General features: G+C 38.3%; 16 protein-coding genes. 9 read left to right on the top strand and 7 right to left on the bottom strand.

All coding sequences use genetic code 11. The features are described from left to right. Nucleotides 1–748 precede the first annotated feature (748 nt). Nucleotides 749–2,389: a sensor domain-containing protein gene (locus M9R32_RS05765; RefSeq protein ID WP_269925782.1), complete on the top strand. Its 1,641-nt coding sequence runs from the start codon at nucleotides 749–751 to the stop codon at nucleotides 2,387–2,389. A gap of 622 nt (nucleotides 2,390–3,011) precedes the next feature. After that, nucleotides 3,012–3,629, top strand: coding sequence for a pyroglutamyl-peptidase I (gene pcp, locus M9R32_RS05760; RefSeq protein ID WP_269925781.1), 618 nt, complete (start codon nucleotides 3,012–3,014; stop codon nucleotides 3,627–3,629). A gap of 49 nt (nucleotides 3,630–3,678) precedes the next feature. Here pcp and M9R32_RS05755 read toward each other — a convergent pair whose 3' ends face one another. Further along, nucleotides 3,679–4,839, bottom strand: a complete 1,161-nt coding sequence (locus tag M9R32_RS05755; protein WP_269925780.1) for a M20 family metallopeptidase — start codon at nucleotides 4,837–4,839, stop codon at nucleotides 3,679–3,681. Nucleotides 4,840–5,009: 170 nt separating this feature from the next. Between M9R32_RS05755 and M9R32_RS05750 the strand changes: the two genes are divergently transcribed. Next, nucleotides 5,010–6,305: a M20 family metallo-hydrolase gene (locus tag M9R32_RS05750; RefSeq protein ID WP_269925779.1), complete on the top strand. Its 1,296-nt coding sequence runs from the start codon at nucleotides 5,010–5,012 to the stop codon at nucleotides 6,303–6,305. Nucleotides 6,306–6,404: 99 nt separating this feature from the next. On the opposite strand, the gene M9R32_RS05745 is transcribed toward M9R32_RS05750, so the two are convergent. After that, nucleotides 6,405–7,259: a dimethylarginine dimethylaminohydrolase family protein gene (locus M9R32_RS05745; protein ID WP_269925778.1), complete on the bottom strand. Its 855-nt coding sequence runs from the start codon at nucleotides 7,257–7,259 to the stop codon at nucleotides 6,405–6,407. A gap of 181 nt (nucleotides 7,260–7,440) precedes the next feature. Between M9R32_RS05745 and M9R32_RS05740 the strand changes: the two genes are divergently transcribed. The 3 genes from M9R32_RS05740 (at nucleotide 7,441) to M9R32_RS05730 (ending at nucleotide 10,102) form a co-directional block, all read left to right on the top strand. Next, the gene (locus M9R32_RS05740; RefSeq protein ID WP_269925777.1) at nucleotides 7,441–8,187 is read left to right on the top strand and encodes a YqcI/YcgG family protein; all 747 of its coding nucleotides are present in this window, start codon (nucleotides 7,441–7,443) and stop codon (nucleotides 8,185–8,187) included. A 412-nt stretch (nucleotides 8,188–8,599) separates the two neighbouring features. Beyond that, complete coding sequence (locus M9R32_RS05735) at nucleotides 8,600–9,589, top strand: YecA family protein (protein ID WP_269925776.1); 990 nt, start codon at nucleotides 8,600–8,602, stop codon at nucleotides 9,587–9,589. 240 nt (nucleotides 9,590–9,829) lie between these two features. After that, complete coding sequence (locus M9R32_RS05730; protein ID WP_269925775.1) at nucleotides 9,830–10,102, top strand: excalibur calcium-binding domain-containing protein; 273 nt, start codon at nucleotides 9,830–9,832, stop codon at nucleotides 10,100–10,102. A gap of 56 nt (nucleotides 10,103–10,158) precedes the next feature. Here the strand turns inward: M9R32_RS05730 and M9R32_RS05725 are convergent, their stop codons facing one another. Both M9R32_RS05725 and M9R32_RS05720 read right to left on the bottom strand, forming a co-directional pair. Continuing rightward, nucleotides 10,159–11,034: an SDR family oxidoreductase gene (locus tag M9R32_RS05725; RefSeq protein ID WP_269925774.1), complete on the bottom strand. Its 876-nt coding sequence runs from the start codon at nucleotides 11,032–11,034 to the stop codon at nucleotides 10,159–10,161. A 79-nt stretch (nucleotides 11,035–11,113) separates the two neighbouring features. Continuing rightward, nucleotides 11,114–11,635 carry a CopD family protein gene (locus M9R32_RS05720; protein WP_269925773.1) on the bottom strand — a complete coding sequence of 174 codons (522 nt, stop codon included), beginning with the start codon at nucleotides 11,633–11,635 and terminating at the stop codon, nucleotides 11,114–11,116. 307 nt (nucleotides 11,636–11,942) lie between these two features. On the opposite strand from M9R32_RS05720, the gene M9R32_RS05715 reads away from it, so the two are divergent. Continuing rightward, nucleotides 11,943–12,665, top strand: coding sequence for a gamma-glutamyl-gamma-aminobutyrate hydrolase family protein (locus M9R32_RS05715; RefSeq protein ID WP_269925772.1), 723 nt, complete (start codon nucleotides 11,943–11,945; stop codon nucleotides 12,663–12,665). A gap of 86 nt (nucleotides 12,666–12,751) precedes the next feature. Here the strand turns inward: M9R32_RS05715 and M9R32_RS05710 are convergent, their stop codons facing one another. After that, nucleotides 12,752–14,251 carry a UDP-N-acetylmuramoyl-L-alanyl-D-glutamate--2,6-diaminopimelate ligase gene (locus M9R32_RS05710; protein ID WP_269925771.1) on the bottom strand — a complete coding sequence of 500 codons (1,500 nt, stop codon included), beginning with the start codon at nucleotides 14,249–14,251 and terminating at the stop codon, nucleotides 12,752–12,754. A gap of 258 nt (nucleotides 14,252–14,509) precedes the next feature. Here M9R32_RS05710 and M9R32_RS05705 point away from each other — a divergent pair, with 258 nt between their 5' ends. Further along, complete coding sequence (locus tag M9R32_RS05705; protein ID WP_269925770.1) at nucleotides 14,510–15,469, top strand: NAD-dependent epimerase/dehydratase family protein; 960 nt, start codon at nucleotides 14,510–14,512, stop codon at nucleotides 15,467–15,469. A 449-nt stretch (nucleotides 15,470–15,918) separates the two neighbouring features. Here M9R32_RS05705 and M9R32_RS05700 read toward each other — a convergent pair whose 3' ends face one another. Then, nucleotides 15,919–16,380 carry a competence protein ComK gene (locus tag M9R32_RS05700; protein WP_269925769.1) on the bottom strand — a complete coding sequence of 154 codons (462 nt, stop codon included), beginning with the start codon at nucleotides 16,378–16,380 and terminating at the stop codon, nucleotides 15,919–15,921. A gap of 238 nt (nucleotides 16,381–16,618) precedes the next feature. On the opposite strand from M9R32_RS05700, the gene M9R32_RS05695 reads away from it, so the two are divergent. After that, nucleotides 16,619–17,098 (top strand): sigma-70 family RNA polymerase sigma factor, encoded by a 480-nt coding sequence (locus M9R32_RS05695; protein WP_269925768.1) that lies wholly within the window; start codon nucleotides 16,619–16,621, stop codon nucleotides 17,096–17,098. Here the strand turns inward: M9R32_RS05695 and nfsA are convergent. Beyond that, entirely contained in the window at nucleotides 17,085–17,816 is a 732-nt protein-coding gene (gene nfsA, locus M9R32_RS05690) for an oxygen-insensitive NADPH nitroreductase (RefSeq protein WP_269925767.1), read from the bottom strand. The genes M9R32_RS05695 and nfsA overlap by 14 nt on opposite strands. Between the last annotated feature and the right edge of the window lie 22 nt (nucleotides 17,817–17,838).

Raw genomic sequence — 17,838 nt, 5'->3', positions numbered from 1 at the left:
CTACGGCAATTTTCTTATTAGGCATTTCTTTCCCCTCCTATTCGATTTAAACATCCGCTCACAAGTTTGGTTATATTGTAACTCGCTTACTTTATGGTGTCTAAAACTTTAAGGGGGCTTAAGAGTTCACGTAGGAAAAATCAGCCTTGAAGTAGGAAAAATCGACGTCCACGTTGTAAACGCATCTTTTGGCTTGGTTTTTGTCTCGACAAAATCCCGCCTGAGCCAGTTCCTTCAAGTGATATAAGTTTATGAATCTTCATATATTTCTTTAAGGTTGAGTTTGTTTTTTCAGTTAGACATTGATGGCAGCAAGCTAAGTCGCGTTTCTCTACAAGAGGAACGCGACTTTTTTAATTAAAACAATCGTGTTCACTATACTATGGGAAATTTTTATTTATAATATTTTGATAATGTAGTGCTAAACGACTATTAACTTTAAATTGTATGTTGTATAATTTAGGAAAACATTGTAATAAATTTAAAAAAGTAAGTCGTTTCATCCAAACTTGGACCTGAAAATTTCAAATGATTCTTATGTAATTATGGAAAAAAGTGGATATAATTCGAGGTCTGTTGGAGGAAATACTCTCTATGATGTCGAAACGATATAAATGAAGTTTCAATTTATAGATGACTTTTCCTTACTGTCGCATCATCATGACTGCTAAATCTGATGATCTATCAACTTAAATTATTAAAGAGCTTATATTACAGAATTCTACTTATACAGAAAGAAGATGCGTCTATGTCAGTTCAAAATAACGACTGTCTAAAACTTACACCTTTAAATTTATATCAACAGATGTTTTATTCCGCTGGTGATGCCATCGATATTCTGGATCTTCATGGTAACATTCTGGATGTGAATCCTGCTTTTGAAAGACAATATGGTTGGTCAAGAGACGAATTAATTGGTCATTCTCTACCAATTATCCCGCTGGACCAATCTTCTGAACTTGCAGAACGACTCAATAAAGTGAAAAATGGCTCTGTTATTTGCAAATTCGAGGTCGAATGCGTACATAAAGCGGGACATAAACTTACGGTAAATTTAACACTTTCTCCTATTTATAATGAATCAGGGGAAGTGGTGGCAATTTCCGGAATTACAAGAGATATCACGGAACAGAAAGTTACGGAACGCTTATTAAGGGAAAGTGAAGAACGATATCAGAAGTTAGTAGACATGTCACCTGAACCGGTAGCGGTTATTCGTGATGGTCGAGTTCGTTATATAAATAAAGCAGGTCTTAAAGTGTTTGGTTATTATAGCCAGGAAGACATGTTGAACCACTCTATTTTCAGTTTACTGCCATCAAATAACCGCAACGATGTAGTGAAAAAAATGTTGTCATTGTTAAAGGAAAAGGAATATACAGTTGATTTTGTAGACCAGGAAATGACGAGGCCAGATGGCAAGTCCATCATTGTTGAGGCGACAGCTATGGGTATTATTTTTGAAAACAAACCTTCCATTCAAGTTCTTTTCCAAGATGTAACCGAGAGACGTGAAATGGAAAAGGCCTTATTAATCAGCGAAGAAAAATATCGCTTGATTGCTGAAAATATGAATGATGTTGTCTCCATTTTAGATGAAAATGGCATTATGAAGTACGCCTCTCCTTCTCACGAGATTGTTCTCGGCTTTACTTCGGAAGAATATGAAGGCCAGCTGACTTTCGATATGATTCATGAGGAAGATTTGCCTTCCGTCTTAGAGGTGTTTCAGGAAATTCTGGAAACTGGTCGAAGCCAGACGATTGAATTAAGACATAAGCATGTCACGAAGGGTTGGCTATGGCTGGAATTAAAAGGCTCGCTGTTCTATGACGAAAAAAAACGAACGAAATATATTCTAGTCGTTGGAAGAGATATTGAGGAACGAAAACAATTACAGGATAAATTAAAAGCCTTAGCTTTTGAAGATGATTTAACAAAATTGCCTAACCGAAGGCTTTTTGAAGAGAAAGTGAAAATCGCATTGGAAAAAGCTGAAGATAATAACGAGAAAAATTTCGCCATACTGTATTTGGATATGGACGACTTTAAGCGCATAAATGATGAACTTGGTCATGCAATGGGTGACAACGTGCTGCAACAATTTGCACAACGAGTCAAATCGAGTCTGCGCGAGCAAGATATTCTTGCCCGTTTAGGAGGCGATGAATTTGCCATTCTTTTACCTAATATTCGCTCCAGGGATTCCATTGACTCACTGGTTGTCCGGGTGCAAGAAGCTATTTCGGAAGCATGGATTTTTGATAATTATCAGATTCGTACTAGCTCGAGTATCGGGGTTGCGTATTATCCCGAAGATGGCCGAACGTATAGTGATTTGCTTCAACATGCTGATCATGAAATGTATAAGCAAAAGCAATATACTTAATGAAATAGGTTTTTGAGATCCTTTCACTTTTAGTGGGAGGATTTTTTGTCTCCAGATTTTACACTATACTAAGATGAAAATTGATTTGATTAGCAGGGGATAAAAAAAAGCACCCTATGAAGGATGCTTATTGTGACTTAATCTATGTTTGTAAATTCATTGGCAACGGATTAATTTCTTCTCATCATTTGATATAGAAGAGAAATAAATTGAGATTGAGAAGATGGCAAGATGTAGTTTCGTGTTAGTAGAGATCTTCTTCCAAAAACAGGTGATTTTTTTAATGGAAGCATTAAATTCTCCTTGCGTATATTGTCGTGATTGCTCACAAGTTAGAATTATAGGTAAAATTTACTGACTAAGCAACAAAAAAATGTCAAAAATAAGAAGTTTATATTATATGAATAGTTAATATGATGAAAATATTTAGTTAATTATAATTAACTAGCAATAAATCGTTTTTAGATAATCTGCCTAGGGGACATCAGCATGCTGGCGATAGTGATGTGTGCATTTTAATTACTAATAGAAACTGCGATGAATATCCATAAATTGTTTATATTTCGAGATAAATAGGGCTGTACGTTACAATAAAAAGAAGAGAATAGGAGGTTAGCACCCAATGAAAACGTTACTACTGACTGGTTTTGAACCTTTTCTATCTTTCACGGTCAACCCGACCATGAAGATTGTGGAGGAATTGAATGGACAAACAATAGGAGACTACCAAATTGTAGGGAAAACGATGACAGTTGATTTTATGGCTTCGGGCAAACAATTGATTTCTTTGATAGAAGAGTATAAACCGGATGCCGTCATTTCTCTTGGATTGGCTGGCGGTCGATCAAAAATTACGCCAGAGCGCATCGCAATTAATGTGAAAGATGGTGAGGCTGACAACGAAGGGCATAAACCTGTGGATGAAGTCATTCATACGGATGGACCTGCGGCATACCTATCCACATTACCAATTCGATTAATGGTGGATAAATTAAATGAGTCTGGGCTGCCAGCGGCTATTTCAAATACGGCAGGTACTTATTTATGCAATAACGTGATGTACGAAGGATTACATACAATTCAAACAGCTGATTTAAAAATACCATCAGGATTTATCCATATCCCCGCTTCCCATGAACTTGCGATTCAACATGGAAATATTCCAAGTTGGTCTCATGAAGATTTAATGAAAGCCATTACTCTTTGCATCCAGGTGCTATCTGATTCAGATCAATCATAAAAGCAAAAGCACCTAAGCCTGAGCTGGGTGCTTTCTTTATATGTTTCAATTATTTATTCTGATAGTTAATTTGTTCGCCGTAAATCATGCACATTTCTGCTACTAGTGCACAACGTTCTACAAACAGGTCAAATCGGATATGTTCATGTCTAGCGTGAGGACCATCCCCTGGGATACCTAATCCATCTATTGTAGGAATGCCAAGTGCTGACGTATAATTTCCGTCACTTCCACCTCCAACACTTGATTCGATCACTTCAATATTCAGTCGTTTACCTGCATGTTTCGCAAGTTCGAACAGTTTTTGATTGGCTGCGTTTCTTTCAAGTGGCGGCCGATTTAATTCACCGATAATCGTTACTTTTGCTTGTGAATTTTTAGGTTTAAGTTGTTCGATTGAGTTCATGATACGATCGGCTTCTTGCAATGAAGTTACGCGAAAATCTACTTCAATAGATGCATGCTCAGGTACTACGTTACTAGCAGTCCCTCCATGGATCATCCCTACATTAACCGTCGTGCCCTTGGCATAATCCGTAAGCTCCTCCAGTTGCTGAACCAAGTACGCTATTTCAAGGATGGCATTGACCCCATCCTCATGATGATTGCCTGCATGTGCACTTATTCCTTCAACCTCAATATTGTAAATCCCCACACCTTTACGAGCTGTTTTCAATGCATTCGTATGGGCCTCTGCTGGTTCCATGACAAAGACCGCCTCGCACGTCTTGGCCACTTGTTCAATCAACTCACGTGATGACATACTCCCAGTCTCTTCATCTGATGTGAACAAAAATACAGGGGAAACAGGCAATGCATCCATTGTTTTCTCTAAAGATGCAACGGCCCAAATAGATGACAACAACCCGGCTTTCATATCAAATACTCCAGGTCCATACATCTTTTGGTCTTCAAATCGAATAGGTAGCTCGCCTTTTTGCCACACAGTGTCAAAGTGGCTAAGGAATAAAATCCGTGGTTTTGAGGTGCCATTCTTTTCAAAGAGAAGATGATCCCCATATTCCTGCTGAGGATAAACAGTACAGATGTAGTCGTTTCCTAGTCTTTTTAGCATCATTTCTTTTAACAAATTTCCTGTGATATCCACTAACTCTTTCTGTAGAGTTGGAGATTCGGCTTGAACAATATTTATAAGATCGTTCCGGATATCTTCTTCATGGTTTTTCAAAAAACTGTATCTGTCTGTCATTCTCTGTTCATCTCCTTAAAATGATAAGTAACTTGAAATAGTACAAATGCAAATAATTTTAATTATAGCTTAAAAATTAAATATGCTGAATTTAATAATTTTAGGTTTACGAAGCAATTGATTATAGAGTACTCTTGTAACAATTCATTTTTAGAAAGGGGTTCACATAAATGACTAAATTTGATTTAGAGCAAACTTTATTAGCCGACTATAACCGATCATGGTCTAGAGATGGGGTATCTGGTGAACGCATTGCATTTCGGCTGGGCGAGTTATCTAAAATTGGATTGACTGCTAAGTTTGGGGTAACACGTGTAGGGTTTTCCCCGCTTGAGCAGCAAGCAAAAGAACTTGTTATGGGATGGATGAGAGAAGCAGGAATGACCGTAACGCAAGACGGAGCGGGAAATGTAGTGGGACGTATCGCTGGGAAACAAAATCAGTCCGACTCTATTGCCTCAGGTTCACATGTAGACAGTGTTCCAGAAGGTGGTCATTTCGATGGTCCACTAGGCGTCATTGCTGCACTGGAAGTAGCTGAAGCTTGGAAAGAACAAGGTGTAACTCCTAATAAACCCTATGAAGTATATATATTTACGGATGAAGAAGGAACTCGGTTCAACGGTGGGTTGACGGGTAGTCGTGCGATGACTGGTGCGCTGGATATGGAGACACAAGTCACTTTGAAGGATGCAGATGGTTTATCATTCGAAGAAGTTTTAACTACCACTGGAAAGACCGTAAAAGGATTTACCGAAGCGAAACGAGAAAATTTAAGTATGGAGCGGTTTATAGAAGTACATATCGAACAAGGAAAGAAGTTGGAAAAAGCCAATTTAGCAGTCGGAATCGTACAAGGAATAGCCGGACCATCCTGGACCGAGATTATCTTTGAAGGAAAGGCAGGGCATGCAGGCAATACGCCAATGGATGACCGCCAGGATGCATTGACAGCCGCTTCAGAGTTATTTTTATATATTGAAAAAGCTCCAGCTATGGTAAGTACTACTGGCGTTGCAACTGTTGGAAAGGTTCATGTGGAGCCGAACGGGGCGAATGTAATTCCAGGCAAAGTGAGCCTTATTACAGATATCCGTGATATCGAGGAACAATCACGCGATCAAATCGTGACTAACGTCGTCAAGAAAGCACATGAAATTGCAGATTCCCGAAATGTGAAAGTAGCAATTACAGAAAAAATGCGAACACCGCCAGTACCAATTGGCACGCAAATGACGGACATACTGAACCGTGTGTTCGACGACATGAATATCGAAAAACAATATCTTGTAAGTGGAGCGGGACATGATGCCATGATGCTTGGCGCGCACATTCCTGTCGCTATGATCTTTGTCAGAAGTAAGGACGGCGTTAGTCATAATCCAGCAGAATGGACATCTTTAACAGACTGTACGATTTGCGCTCATGTTCTTAAACAAGCTATTGAGAAGTGTATGGAACAATAAGAAATTGATTTAAAAATTGATGACAATAAATTTATTGTCATGGAAAAGCGCTCAAGTCCAATCAAGGATTTGAGCGCTGTTTATATTAGATGCAATAAATTATCCGCGGGCAATCGGCATGGTGCAGCATCTGAAAGATCCCCCGGATTTGATAATTTCCGAAAAGTCTACTTCAATCACTTCATAACCTTGACTCCGCATATTCATATTAACTTGGGCGTTTACCGGTAAACTGAATACTTTTTTGTGTCCAATGGATAAGACATTCGTGCCCATTGTAAATTGCTCTTCCTTACTTACTTCAATCAAATGATAGCGACTTCCTAAAAAAGCTACAGTTTCAGCATCAAGTGCCAGTGGGAATATTAACGCATCCGTGGGGGAAAGTATATTAAACACACAATCCAAGTGCAGATATTTTGGGTCAAACGGAACCGCAACAATTTCGTAATTTGGCAAATCGATGCGAAGCTGTTCAATTGCTGAGTTACAAGTTCGATGGCTAAGTCCTATGTAAATGGTCTTTCCGTCAATGATGACATCTCCACCCTCAATATGACTTTGCGATAATTTTTGAAAAGGCACATGATGCTCGTCCAGCCATTTTTCAAGAACTGTTTCTTCGCCTTGTCGGATACTGCTCGCCATCTCAGAGACAAATGTTTGATTGCCGAGTGTAAAACCGATATCACGCGTGAAAACCTGTTCAGGATACGAAGCATTGGCGGGTAATGTAATGACGTCGATTCCTTCTGCTCTCATTTTCGCTACAAAGTCATGGTGCTGGTCTAAAGCACGCTCAATATTAATGTTTTCATCTTTATATTTTTTTTGAACATCATTGATAATTTCATCAATCGCCATAAACTGGGGTTCGCATACAATTACTTTTTGCAACGTGTCATACTCACTTTTGCAACTTGTATGAATACTATCGATACTTTCGATGCTCATGTTTCATCCTCCATAGGTTCGTAATCGTTTCTTCTGTTATTCCCGAAACGAAATAAAATTAACATAAAATCAAAATAAAATTTTAAAACGCTGAAATGAGGTTGTTTCGTTAGATAAACGATGGGGTATTGATTGAGATATATAATAACGAATGAATATTAGATACGGTGGAGGGAATTCGATGATAACGAAGGAACAGGCTTTATTAACAAAAGAGGATTTTGCTACACGATCTGATTTACCTGAATGGTTACTCCATGAATATAAAACATTCCATAACATCGTTACAGATAAAACGTTCCCTTGTTATTTTGGGATGAGTGGCGAATTGAAAGGCGAATTGCGATATGGCTATATCTCTCAAGATGATTGGTCGAATTTGCCTAAAACGTTAGAAGGTTTCCTGGACTTATTCAATGATCCAAAACATAAACGACATGGTTTATTTGTGTTTGTGGAACCATTTGAAGTCGAAGGGAATCTCGAGCAATATCGTAAACAATTCTGGGATATCTTACAGTATTTACACGAAGTGGATCCTGTTGAATGGCCTGCAGATGCTCCACGGGACCCTGCTCACCATTTATGGGATTTCCGTTTTAACGGGGAACCAATTTTTGTGTTTGGCAATGCACCGGCTTACAAACAAAGAAAAACCCGCCATTTAGGTAACGCGATGGTACTTGGATTCCAGCCCCGTAAAATATTCCAGGGTCTTGAAGGAACCGAAAAAGGTGGAATCATGTCTCGCGAAAAAGTTCGGGAACGAGTAGAGGCATGGGATCAACTGCCGAAGCATCCAGACATCAGTCATTTTGGCGACCCAGAGCATAATGAATGGAAGCAATTCTTTATTGGAGACGATATTGAACCGATTAAAGGGAAATGCCCATTTAATCATAAAGCAATGTCATCAATTGAAAGTTAATTATAGTGAAACTCTAAAAAGGCATCCGACCAGCGTCGGATGCCTTTTGTTTTCCCACAAAAATTACTGGAGTTGTGACTGAGCGAGTGCTCAGTTGTAATTATTGGGGGTCACGTAGGAAAAATCGAGGGTCACGTAGGAAAAATCGAGGGTGACGTAGGAAAAAACGGAGTCCACGTAGGAAAAAAACGAATCCACGTAGGAAACGTTGATAAAGCGAGATTAGAAGGTTGAATAGAACTTAAGAGAAATTGCGAAAAGAACAGCTTTTACCGTAAATAGATATCCAAAATGGCAAATAGAAAATCATGACATCAAGTATCGTAAGTCTCATGTCCTTCGTACCCTGTATTCATGCGTGATTGCATGTTACACTAGGGCGTAAACTTTATTAATTGAAGGACGTGTTTGAATGGTAGGACGTAATGATCCGTGTCCATGTGGAAGCGGAAAGAAATTTAAAAAATGTTGTGAACGCAATCAAGAGTTAACAGTTGAAGCTGTTCGTTCGGAAGAGTTAGACAGAATGCTGCAGTCTTTTTACGATGAGTATCCTGAACGTAAGGATTTCCCAGCGCTACTGGCAGTCATCAAGGAATGGAAATCAAAACTTGAAAAATATTTGCTTGAAGAAATGATAGAAGCCATCGCCATCGATGAATTTTTCTTCCATACAAAGCCGGAAATCTGGTTGAAATATGTTGAAAAGCAACAAAAGAAAGCCGTGCGACCATCTGTTGTCAATGTTCTGGAACATTGGAAAACCCCTGCCGTTTTGTTAGGTGAAGTGGTAGAAGTAGGTCAAGAGTTTATGAAAGTAAAAGATATATTGACGACCGAAACACTGTATTTAAAACGTGAGAGCGAAAAGCCTATTCCTGTTGGCGTGCATGTTTTCTGCTTTATGTTGCCGGACATCAGTTTGCAGGACAATCACTTCTTGGCCGTTTCTAGTTTAATATTCCTCCCAACTGATCATCGGGAAGTTATCAATACCTTCGCACAAACGAATGCTGCTAGCTCTAAGGAAGAGGCAGCTCACTTCTTGCAAACTCACCTCATTGAATTCTGGGAGCTTTTAGGGGCTAACGGATATGCTGGCGGCGAATTCACAGATTTCGAAGCTGGAATTTTACTTGAAGTAATGGAACGACTTGAAAAACAAAATCGTGATCCGAAGCAATTAATGAACATAATCGAAGATTATTTGGTGACGAATCAGCCGAATGCGAGAAAAGAAGCGGCAGTTGCTGCCGGTGCGATCCGATTTGGACAAGAACATCAATTATTTGAGGGACCATATTGGAGTGTAAAAGAAATTGCTGAATGGTATAGTGTTTCTACTCATTCATTGAATAAATACTATAAAGATATTAATGAGTTTTATTCTAAAAACAATTGATTTGACTATCTGTAGCCCGACGAGAAACATTTCGTCGGGCTTTTTGATTTTCTTGATTCCAACCTGGCATTCAGAGGATTCGTTTTGATATTACTTCATTTCTTAAAGTGTTAATTGCATCTCATTATGTATTCTATATTTTATAATAGCCATCTAGTTCCGTTTATCGAAATTATATTTACGAACTCAATTGGTTAATGTATGATATTGGAAAATATGTTTCTTTGGAGGAATCTTATAATGAAAAAGGGAATAGTTAGTATTGTCGTTTCATTTGCACTCTTATTCGGAATGGTAGGGGCTATACAAGCAGATGCTGCGGTTAAGGTAACATTAAAAGAGTACAGCAATTGTAAAGAAATAAACAAAAACTACCCAGGTGGGATTGCAAAGACTTCAACTGTGAAAAATAAAGGTGGAGCCACGAAATATAAGCCTTTTGTTAATCAAAAATTGTACGATTTAAATAAGAAAAGCGATCGGGATAAAGATTTTATTGCATGCGAACGCTAAATCTCAGTCCAAAGAAAAAAGCACATCAATTTGATGTGCTATTCTTATGCTCATTATTAAGATGTTACGAAATCTCCACCGTTGACATGGATTGTTTGTCCAATCATGTAACTGGAATCTGCCGATGCTAAGAATACGTAAGCTGGTGCATTTTCTGCAGGCTGTCCGCGTCTTGCCATTGGTGTATCATCTCCGGCTTTAGCAACTTGTTCCTTATCAAATGTAGCAGGAATCAATGGCGTCCAAATCGGTCCTGGCGCGACGGCATTAACATGAATTCCTTTATCGACCAAGTTCAGCGCAAGTGAACGAGTGAACGTGGTGATAGCTCCTTTGGTGGATGAGTAATCGATTAAATGAGGCGATCCTCTGTAAGCTGTTACGGAGGAAGTGTTAATAATAGCATCTCCTTTTGTTAAATGAGGAAGTGCTGCTTGTGTTAAGTAGAACATGGAAAAAATATTTGTTGAAAATGTTTCTTGTAATTGATCAGGAGTAATTTTCAGGAAATCTTCCGTTGGAAACTGCTTTCCTGCATTATTTACCAAGATATTTAGCTGACCGAATTCTTCAATCACTTGATCAATGACATTCTGACAATTTTCATCATCACTCAAATCAGCTGCAATTTTCATTGCTTTAACACCATACGCTTCTACGAGTTTCGCTGTTTTATCTGCATCATCATGCTCATCTAAATAAGCAATGGCAATGTTCGCGCCTTCCTTAGCATAAGCGATTGCAACGGCGCGACCAATTCCACTGTCTCCTCCCGTAATGAGTGCAACTTTTCCAGTTAGTTTGCCGGAGCCTTTATAATTTTCATCATCATAGATTGGTTCAGGATCCATTTTTGATTCAATCCCTGGTTGATGAACTTGGGTTTGTCCTTTAATTTCCTCATGAATTTTTTCGTATTTATCTTTAGCCATAATAATATGCCTCCTCAAAATTTGTTATATGAAAATTATTCCCTACAAAGATTGATTCAAACGTATAAAAATCTCAACGTTAATTTAATAACGAACTAAGCTGAGTAAGCAAGCCAACAATTATCACAATTGTAATGGCCAAACTAGCATCAAAGTAGAGGAAGCTTGCATCCTGAAGAGAAGCGTTCTTTTTAAAATGGTCACGGATTAATGCGCCAATTACGAAAATACCACTAACTACCACTAATTTAGCAATCATCCAATATCCCCATTCTGTCGTCCATAATGCAGATAATATAGGAGCTAATAGCCATGCATAGATACTACCCGAAACGGTCGGTACAACAATGCTTAACAAGGCCATTTTAGAGAAAGTTGGGATAAAGGTATGAGCCAATCCTTTTTTCCACAATATGAGTGTATAAAATAAACCTGCGAGCCATAATGCAACAAATAGTAAATGGATAAAGTTCAGTCCAACAGTTAAGGAAGGTGTATTTGTAGCGATAGCATGACTATTGAGGCTTTTTACAAATAAAATCGCTCCTACCCAGAATGCATCCATATAGCGATAGCGTTCGAGTAAATAAAGACCTAACACTCAGTAGGAGCCGAAGAAAGGACTGCTCCTTTTGCGGGTGTACTCGAATTTAAGTCCGCATGTGCTTCAAACGTTGGGGGGAATTTTAAAGAACATATGAATATAGAAACAAAAAACATCATGAATTTATTCAATTCGTTCACCTCATTTTCAATCCTTTCAAAGCAAACGAACAAAATGGATAAAAAGATTAGTAAGCTGAGGAAAATAAAGATAAACAGTTAGAATAATTAGTTACGTTTCTCATTATCGCTAAGGGGTAAAGAAACTATACGTAAAAATTTATATAAGAGAACGGAGCATATATATGAAACCAATCGTAGGAATTACAGCAGAAATTAAAGAGGGCGGCGGGTATTTCATGCCTTGCATCTATCCGGATGCAGTAACACAGGCAGGTGGGATTCCATTACTAGTACCTCTCATTCCTGGCCAAGATATTGATGCACTTTGTGAACAAATTGATGCATTATTTGTAACGGGTGGGGAAGATATCGATCCAGCTTACTATGGCCAAGACCCTCATGTTCATTTGGGGAAAATTGCGCCTCGATTGGATGAAATGGAGCATGCTCTTGTACAAAAAATGTTAGAACTCGATAAACCTTATATCGGAGTGTGTCGAGGATTGCACATGTTAAACGTGGCAACAGGCGGTTCTCTTTACCAAAGTATTCATTCTCAAAGAGAAGAAGAGGTAATGCAACATAAACAACAGGCAGAGCGTACACATCGTTCACACCCTGTTAAAGTCGATAAAGAAAGTCGCATGTTTGAAATGCTTCAAGAGGAAGAATTCCGCGTGAACTCTTACCATCATCAAGCTTGTCATGAAGTAAAAGGCCCGCTGAAAGTCGTTGCTCGTGCTAAAGACGGCATCATTGAAGGTGTTGAAAGTACAGAACACTCCTTCGTATTTGGTTTCCAGTGGCATCCCGAAGAATTTGCAAAAGTTGGGGATGAACCATCTAAACGAGTATTTAAAGCGTATATTGATGCAGCTATTAAACGAAAAGAACAGGATAAATAAGATGAAAAAGAACTGCCAGTTTATTGGCAGTTCTTTTTTTGTTTCTGTGATATAAAAAACCTTGTTGGCACGAAGCCAACAAGGTTTTATACGCTCAATTTCGTATTGTAAAAATAATCGCGGATAATATCTTCATCAGAATGAGGAATATATTCGCCTTTGACGATTTGTGAACCATTGATGCAACCACTTGTCAGAAGTACGATATCACCTGGTTGACTTGCTTCCAATGCTTTCAGTACGCCTTCATGTCTTGATGGTGCTGTCATTACTTCCTGTAAATAAGGTTCTGTAAATCCTTTAAGAACAGCGTCAACGACGTCCCATGGATCATTAAATCCAGGGTGATCAACGGTTACGACTAATACATCAGCTTTTCCTTCGGCTGTTTTTGCCATCTTTGGCATTTTGGCAAAATCCCGAATCCCAATACCGGCTATCATTGTGACCAATCGGTTGTGGGGCAATTTTTTTACGGCACGCATGATTGCATCGAGAGCAACAGGTGTATGGGCATAGTCAAGAACGATTTTTCTGTTTTCAGGTCCATGAATTACTTGAAAGCGTCCGTCAACCTGCTGCATTTGTGGAAGAGCATTTATGATTTCTTTCAGAGAAACATTGGCAAACAATGCTGCGCCAATTGCGGAAACTAAATTTCCTACATTATATTCTCCATATATGGGAACATTAATAGGATATATTTTGCCTTCAAAAACTAAATCGAAGGACATACCTTCAAGGTGGTGCTGGATGTTTGTCCATATTAAATCTGCATTCGAATCGACGTTGCATGAGTAAGTCAATAATGGACCTTGAACCGCATCAATGATATCTTTACTCATCCCGGCATCATCCAAATTAACGACACTTGCTTTCGCCTGTGTAAACAATCGAAGTTTGCACATCTTATAATGGTCGAACGTCTTATGATATTCCATGTGTTCTTCAGAAATATTTGTATGAATGGCTACATCAAATTCAAATCCACTTACTCGATGCTGATCTAATGCAATTGAAGAAACTTCCATAGATGCTGCCTTGTCTCCGCGTTTAATCAGTTCACTGAAAATAGCTTGTACATCTGAAGACATGGGCGTTGTGGGTGTACTTTTTTTAATATGAAGTACTTCATTCGAAGTGAAAATACCATTTGTACCGAGCATCCCACATGGCAAGCCGAGAAGGTTCAATAAGTTTCGTACATATGTAGCAACTGTAGTTTTTCCATTTGTACCAGTAACACCGACTTTGAATAATTTATCTGATGCAAAATGGTGAAACTCCAACGCTGTATAAGCCAAAGCTTCACGGGAATCATTCACCAGTACAAAAGTTAGTTGAGAATGGGAAGAAGCATAGGATTCAAGGATGCTTTTGTCTGATCCGACAATTGTAGTAGCACCGTTTTGAACCGCTTCATCTATGTATAAGTGGCCATCAGTTTCTTCTCCGATGATGCAAAAAAAGGCATACTGATTTTGTACATCTCTTGAATCGTACACAATACCAGCCGTTTTCTGCCTAGACGGTCCATATACGTGGAGCGCTTTTATTTGTGGAAGTTGAGTCCATTGAATATCCATGAAATGCTCCTTTATGTTCAATAAGATTAATTAAGTGTACCATTACAGGCACCGAAACTGTAGCACGGTTCGACAAAATACGAGTATTTTCCCACGCAGTTTGCCCTTACATACCCTATTTCCTTTTTTCAGCTATTCAAAACGTCCTAAGTTTAACATTTAGTATGCTTTAAAAATCACAATAGATTCTTACAATAAAATTTTAAAGGAGTTTTTTGAAATACGAAGAATTTCTTAAGAGATAAAGGAGATGGGAAAATGAAAATATTAGTACTTGGAGGCACTTCTTTTGTGGGACGTCATTTAGTAGAGGCGGCAATCCATAATGGACATGAAGTCGTATTATTTAATCGAGGAAAAACGAATCCTGAAGTCTTTAACCAGTTAAGACATATTCAAGGGGATCGTCGGAAAGATGCGAACATGCTGGGAGAAGAAGAGTGGGATGCAGTATTTGATACATGTGCTTATTCTCCTCAAGATCTGCAGCAGGTAATTGACGTCATTAAGAATAAAACAAAATACTATATGTTTATATCCACAATTTCTGTTTATGACGATTACAAACAAGGTAGGCCAAATGAATCGAGTTCAACTTTCACACAAAAAATCGAAACGGATGAAGTGAATGGTGAAACTTATGGACCATTAAAAGTTATGTGTGAAAAAATAATAAATGAAACTTTTAAAGACCGTGCTTTGATTATTCGACCATGTATCGTAGTGGGACCAAATGATCCTACTGATAGATTCACTTTTTATGCGACACGTTTGTCTCAAAATGGGAAAGTGGCTTTGCCTGGTGGGGATGAGTCTCATCGAATGGTTCAGTGGATTGATGTTAGAGATATGGCTAGCTGGATTGTTTCTATGATTGAAAATGGCATTACAGGTACATTTAATGCAGCTTCAAATCCTATTTCTCTGAATCAATTTATTGATCTTTTAACAACTAGCTCAATTGAAAAACAATGGATTCCAGATGAAATATTGGCATCAACAGATTTGGGTGCAAGAAGATTTCCTTTTTGGGTCCCTATATCAAAAGACTATCCCGAAGGCTTTATCATTGTTGAAAATCAACGAGCAATTGACAATGGATTGAAAATCCGACCTTTAGAAGTGACTGCGGAAGATACTAGACAATGGGCGGGAAATCGAGAGTTGAAAGCTGGACCAACACCTGAACAAGAACAGTCTCTTCTCAAAAACAAGTAGTCGATTAGACATAAGAAATCTTTGAGATGTGCAAAAAATAGTGTATAATTAAATCATAAAGACTAGGTGTGTCACCACCTAGTCAACAATCGCTAATGATCAAAGTAGCGGTTGATCCAGTTTAATCCAGAAATAGCCGTCTCGCCTAACCCGTGAGGACGGCTATTTCTTTTTTGCAAAGAAAATAATTAATGTTACAACCATCGAAAACCCTCCGATCATCACAGTCGCTAGCTGCATAAGCAAACTCATCGATTCAAAACTTGTCATAAGCATCACCCCCATTCTGCTGGAAGTGATCATCCGCTATCTGTCATTCACAATTGTTATGTTTATTATACCATAAATAGAATGTATGTTCGTATTTTTGAATAAAAAAAGAACAAAATTTTGGCAATGCCATTTTTGTCCTCGGTTACATGTAAGTAAGAGCTACTTTACTAAATTGCTTATTCGTGTCTAACCAATTCATTTCTTTTATGCATCATCATGACCATGCGAGATTGCTGTTTTTCAATTGTATGCCTTGATGCATTGACCAAAATTTCTGGACCAGTCAAAAATGATAAGATCGATTGTTTTGAAGAATAGGGGGTAATTTCGAAATAGTGATTGAATATCCACATGCACTCAGGATGTAATGGCGACATTGTTGGAAATGCTTCAATTAAGTTTTCTGCTATGCATAGAGGTGTTTTCTTTTGATAGTTAGTGTGCCATCTTGATGCACGAATTCGTCCTTCATATGTAGAAAAATAGCGCATACACGCTAAATCTAGGAGTTCCAGCTGTGAAATCTTTGATGAATAGGCTCCATTTTTCGTTATGATATGTGTTTTCATAGGTCCTTCAAAAATAGGTTGAACGACAAAAGTGTTTATATCAATCCATTTCGAGTCACAATTACGCAAGCAACTACCTCCTAACTTCTTACTAAAAATGTAACATGTCGCCTAATGACTTACAAGACAGAAAATACATACTTTTCGGAAAATTTATAGGTAAAAAGAATTCCTTTGTAGTATAGAAACAACACGTTCTTATGCTTCAAACGTCCCAATTGTCGATTCGAGTTTCAAATTACAGTACCTTACACTGATGTTACCTGGGAATATATGAAATGTGTGCACATTGGCAAGGTCGTTGACAATGGAAAGTTTTGAAGAAGTCTATCAGCAATATGAACCAATGATTTTCTCTTGTATCCGAAAGCTCCGTATATATAAAAATCATGATTCTTTCATTCAGTCAGGCAGGATTGGGCTTTGGAAGGCCTGGTTACGCTACGAAACGATGAAAGGTGATTTCGCACCATTTGCATACAGAAGTATTTACGGAAGTATCTTGGACGAATTGAAAAATTCAGCAAGAGAAGAAAGGATCGTTCCAACTGAAAATCAGATGCTTGAGAATCTGGTTGAACACTCAGACAAGCAATCATTCTGCTCTGAACAATATTATGAATTGATGGACCTATTAACTGAAAAAGAACAACAACTTGTTCAGTTGTTGTTCCTGGATTGTTATTCACATGACGAAGTAGCGAGATTCTTAAACATTTCGAAGGCTGGGGTGAAAAAACGAAGAGAGCGCACAATTGGTAAACTCAGAAGTTTTATTTCCAAGTAAATCCTTGTTTCTTTAGGAAATCTATCATATGTGTACGACGAGCTTTGCTCAAAAAGTTGGCCATAGATCGGGTCCAGTTTGCCGTCTTTTGATTAGATCCTCTGTTGGCATAATAATTCTCCATCGTCTTATCATAATCAGGCAAGAGGGTCTGATATTTTTCGCTTGAATAATAGTTTTCATGGAGAATCGCTTCGACTGGCAAGCGGGGTTTCACTTCGTGTACTTCATCTGGGACCCCCATGGTCATTGCAAAAACAGGGAAGACTTGACTAGGAAGATTTAATAGTTCGGATATGGCTTCTGGATTATTTCGGACACCGCCGATATAACAGATGCCATATCCTTTAGATTCTGCTGCAATGGCTAAATTTTGTGAAAAAATTGCAACATCGGTTGTTCCGACTATTACATTTTCCGCAGTATCCGTTACAATAGAAGTATCGTTCATTGTACCTGCAATTTGAAGTCGCTTAAAATCCACACAACATACAAAAACTGCACCAGCTGTATCCATTTGTGTAGGATTTTCAGAAAATTCACCAAGTTTTTTCTTCATTTCATCATCCGTAATCCAAATCACACTATAAGCTTGTACAAAATGAGAACTGGCTGCATGTTGAGCAACTGAAATAAGTTCAAAAACTTCTTCTTTTGACAATTTCTTGTTTTTATATGTACGAATTGAGGTATGAGAAGAAAGTAAATCCATGACCAAAAGAATCATCTCCTTTTCTAAC

The organism is Paenisporosarcina quisquiliarum, assembly GCF_027563315.1.
Lineage (GTDB): Bacteria > Bacillota > Bacilli > Bacillales_A > Planococcaceae > Paenisporosarcina > Paenisporosarcina quisquiliarum.
Note: the sequence above shows the minus strand (reverse complement) of the source record. Positions and strands in the feature narration are given on the sequence as shown.

What these genes read in the sequence shown, in the direction of transcription:
- M9R32_RS05710 (WP_269925771.1), bottom strand. Translation starts at nt 14,251, where the DNA reads ATGGATATTCAATGGACTCAACTTCCACAAATAAAAGCGCTCCACGTA.
- M9R32_RS05740 (WP_269925777.1), top strand. Translation starts at nt 7,441, where the DNA reads ATGATAACGAAGGAACAGGCTTTATTAACAAAAGAGGATTTTGCTACA.
- M9R32_RS05695 (WP_269925768.1), top strand. Translation starts at nt 16,619, where the DNA reads ATGGAAAGTTTTGAAGAAGTCTATCAGCAATATGAACCAATGATTTTC.
- M9R32_RS05730 (WP_269925775.1), top strand. Translation starts at nt 9,830, where the DNA reads ATGAAAAAGGGAATAGTTAGTATTGTCGTTTCATTTGCACTCTTATTC.
- M9R32_RS05745 (WP_269925778.1), bottom strand. Translation starts at nt 7,259, where the DNA reads ATGAGCATCGAAAGTATCGATAGTATTCATACAAGTTGCAAAAGTGAG.
- M9R32_RS05705 (WP_269925770.1), top strand. Translation starts at nt 14,510, where the DNA reads ATGAAAATATTAGTACTTGGAGGCACTTCTTTTGTGGGACGTCATTTA.
- M9R32_RS05755 (WP_269925780.1), bottom strand. Translation starts at nt 4,839, where the DNA reads ATGACAGACAGATACAGTTTTTTGAAAAACCATGAAGAAGATATCCGG.
- M9R32_RS05715 (WP_269925772.1), top strand. Translation starts at nt 11,943, where the DNA reads ATGAAACCAATCGTAGGAATTACAGCAGAAATTAAAGAGGGCGGCGGG.
- M9R32_RS05750 (WP_269925779.1), top strand. Translation starts at nt 5,010, where the DNA reads ATGACTAAATTTGATTTAGAGCAAACTTTATTAGCCGACTATAACCGA.
- M9R32_RS05765 (WP_269925782.1), top strand. Translation starts at nt 749, where the DNA reads ATGTCAGTTCAAAATAACGACTGTCTAAAACTTACACCTTTAAATTTA.
- M9R32_RS05725 (WP_269925774.1), bottom strand. Translation starts at nt 11,034, where the DNA reads ATGGCTAAAGATAAATACGAAAAAATTCATGAGGAAATTAAAGGACAA.
- M9R32_RS05735 (WP_269925776.1), top strand. Translation starts at nt 8,600, where the DNA reads ATGGTAGGACGTAATGATCCGTGTCCATGTGGAAGCGGAAAGAAATTT.
- pcp (WP_269925781.1), top strand. Translation starts at nt 3,012, where the DNA reads ATGAAAACGTTACTACTGACTGGTTTTGAACCTTTTCTATCTTTCACG.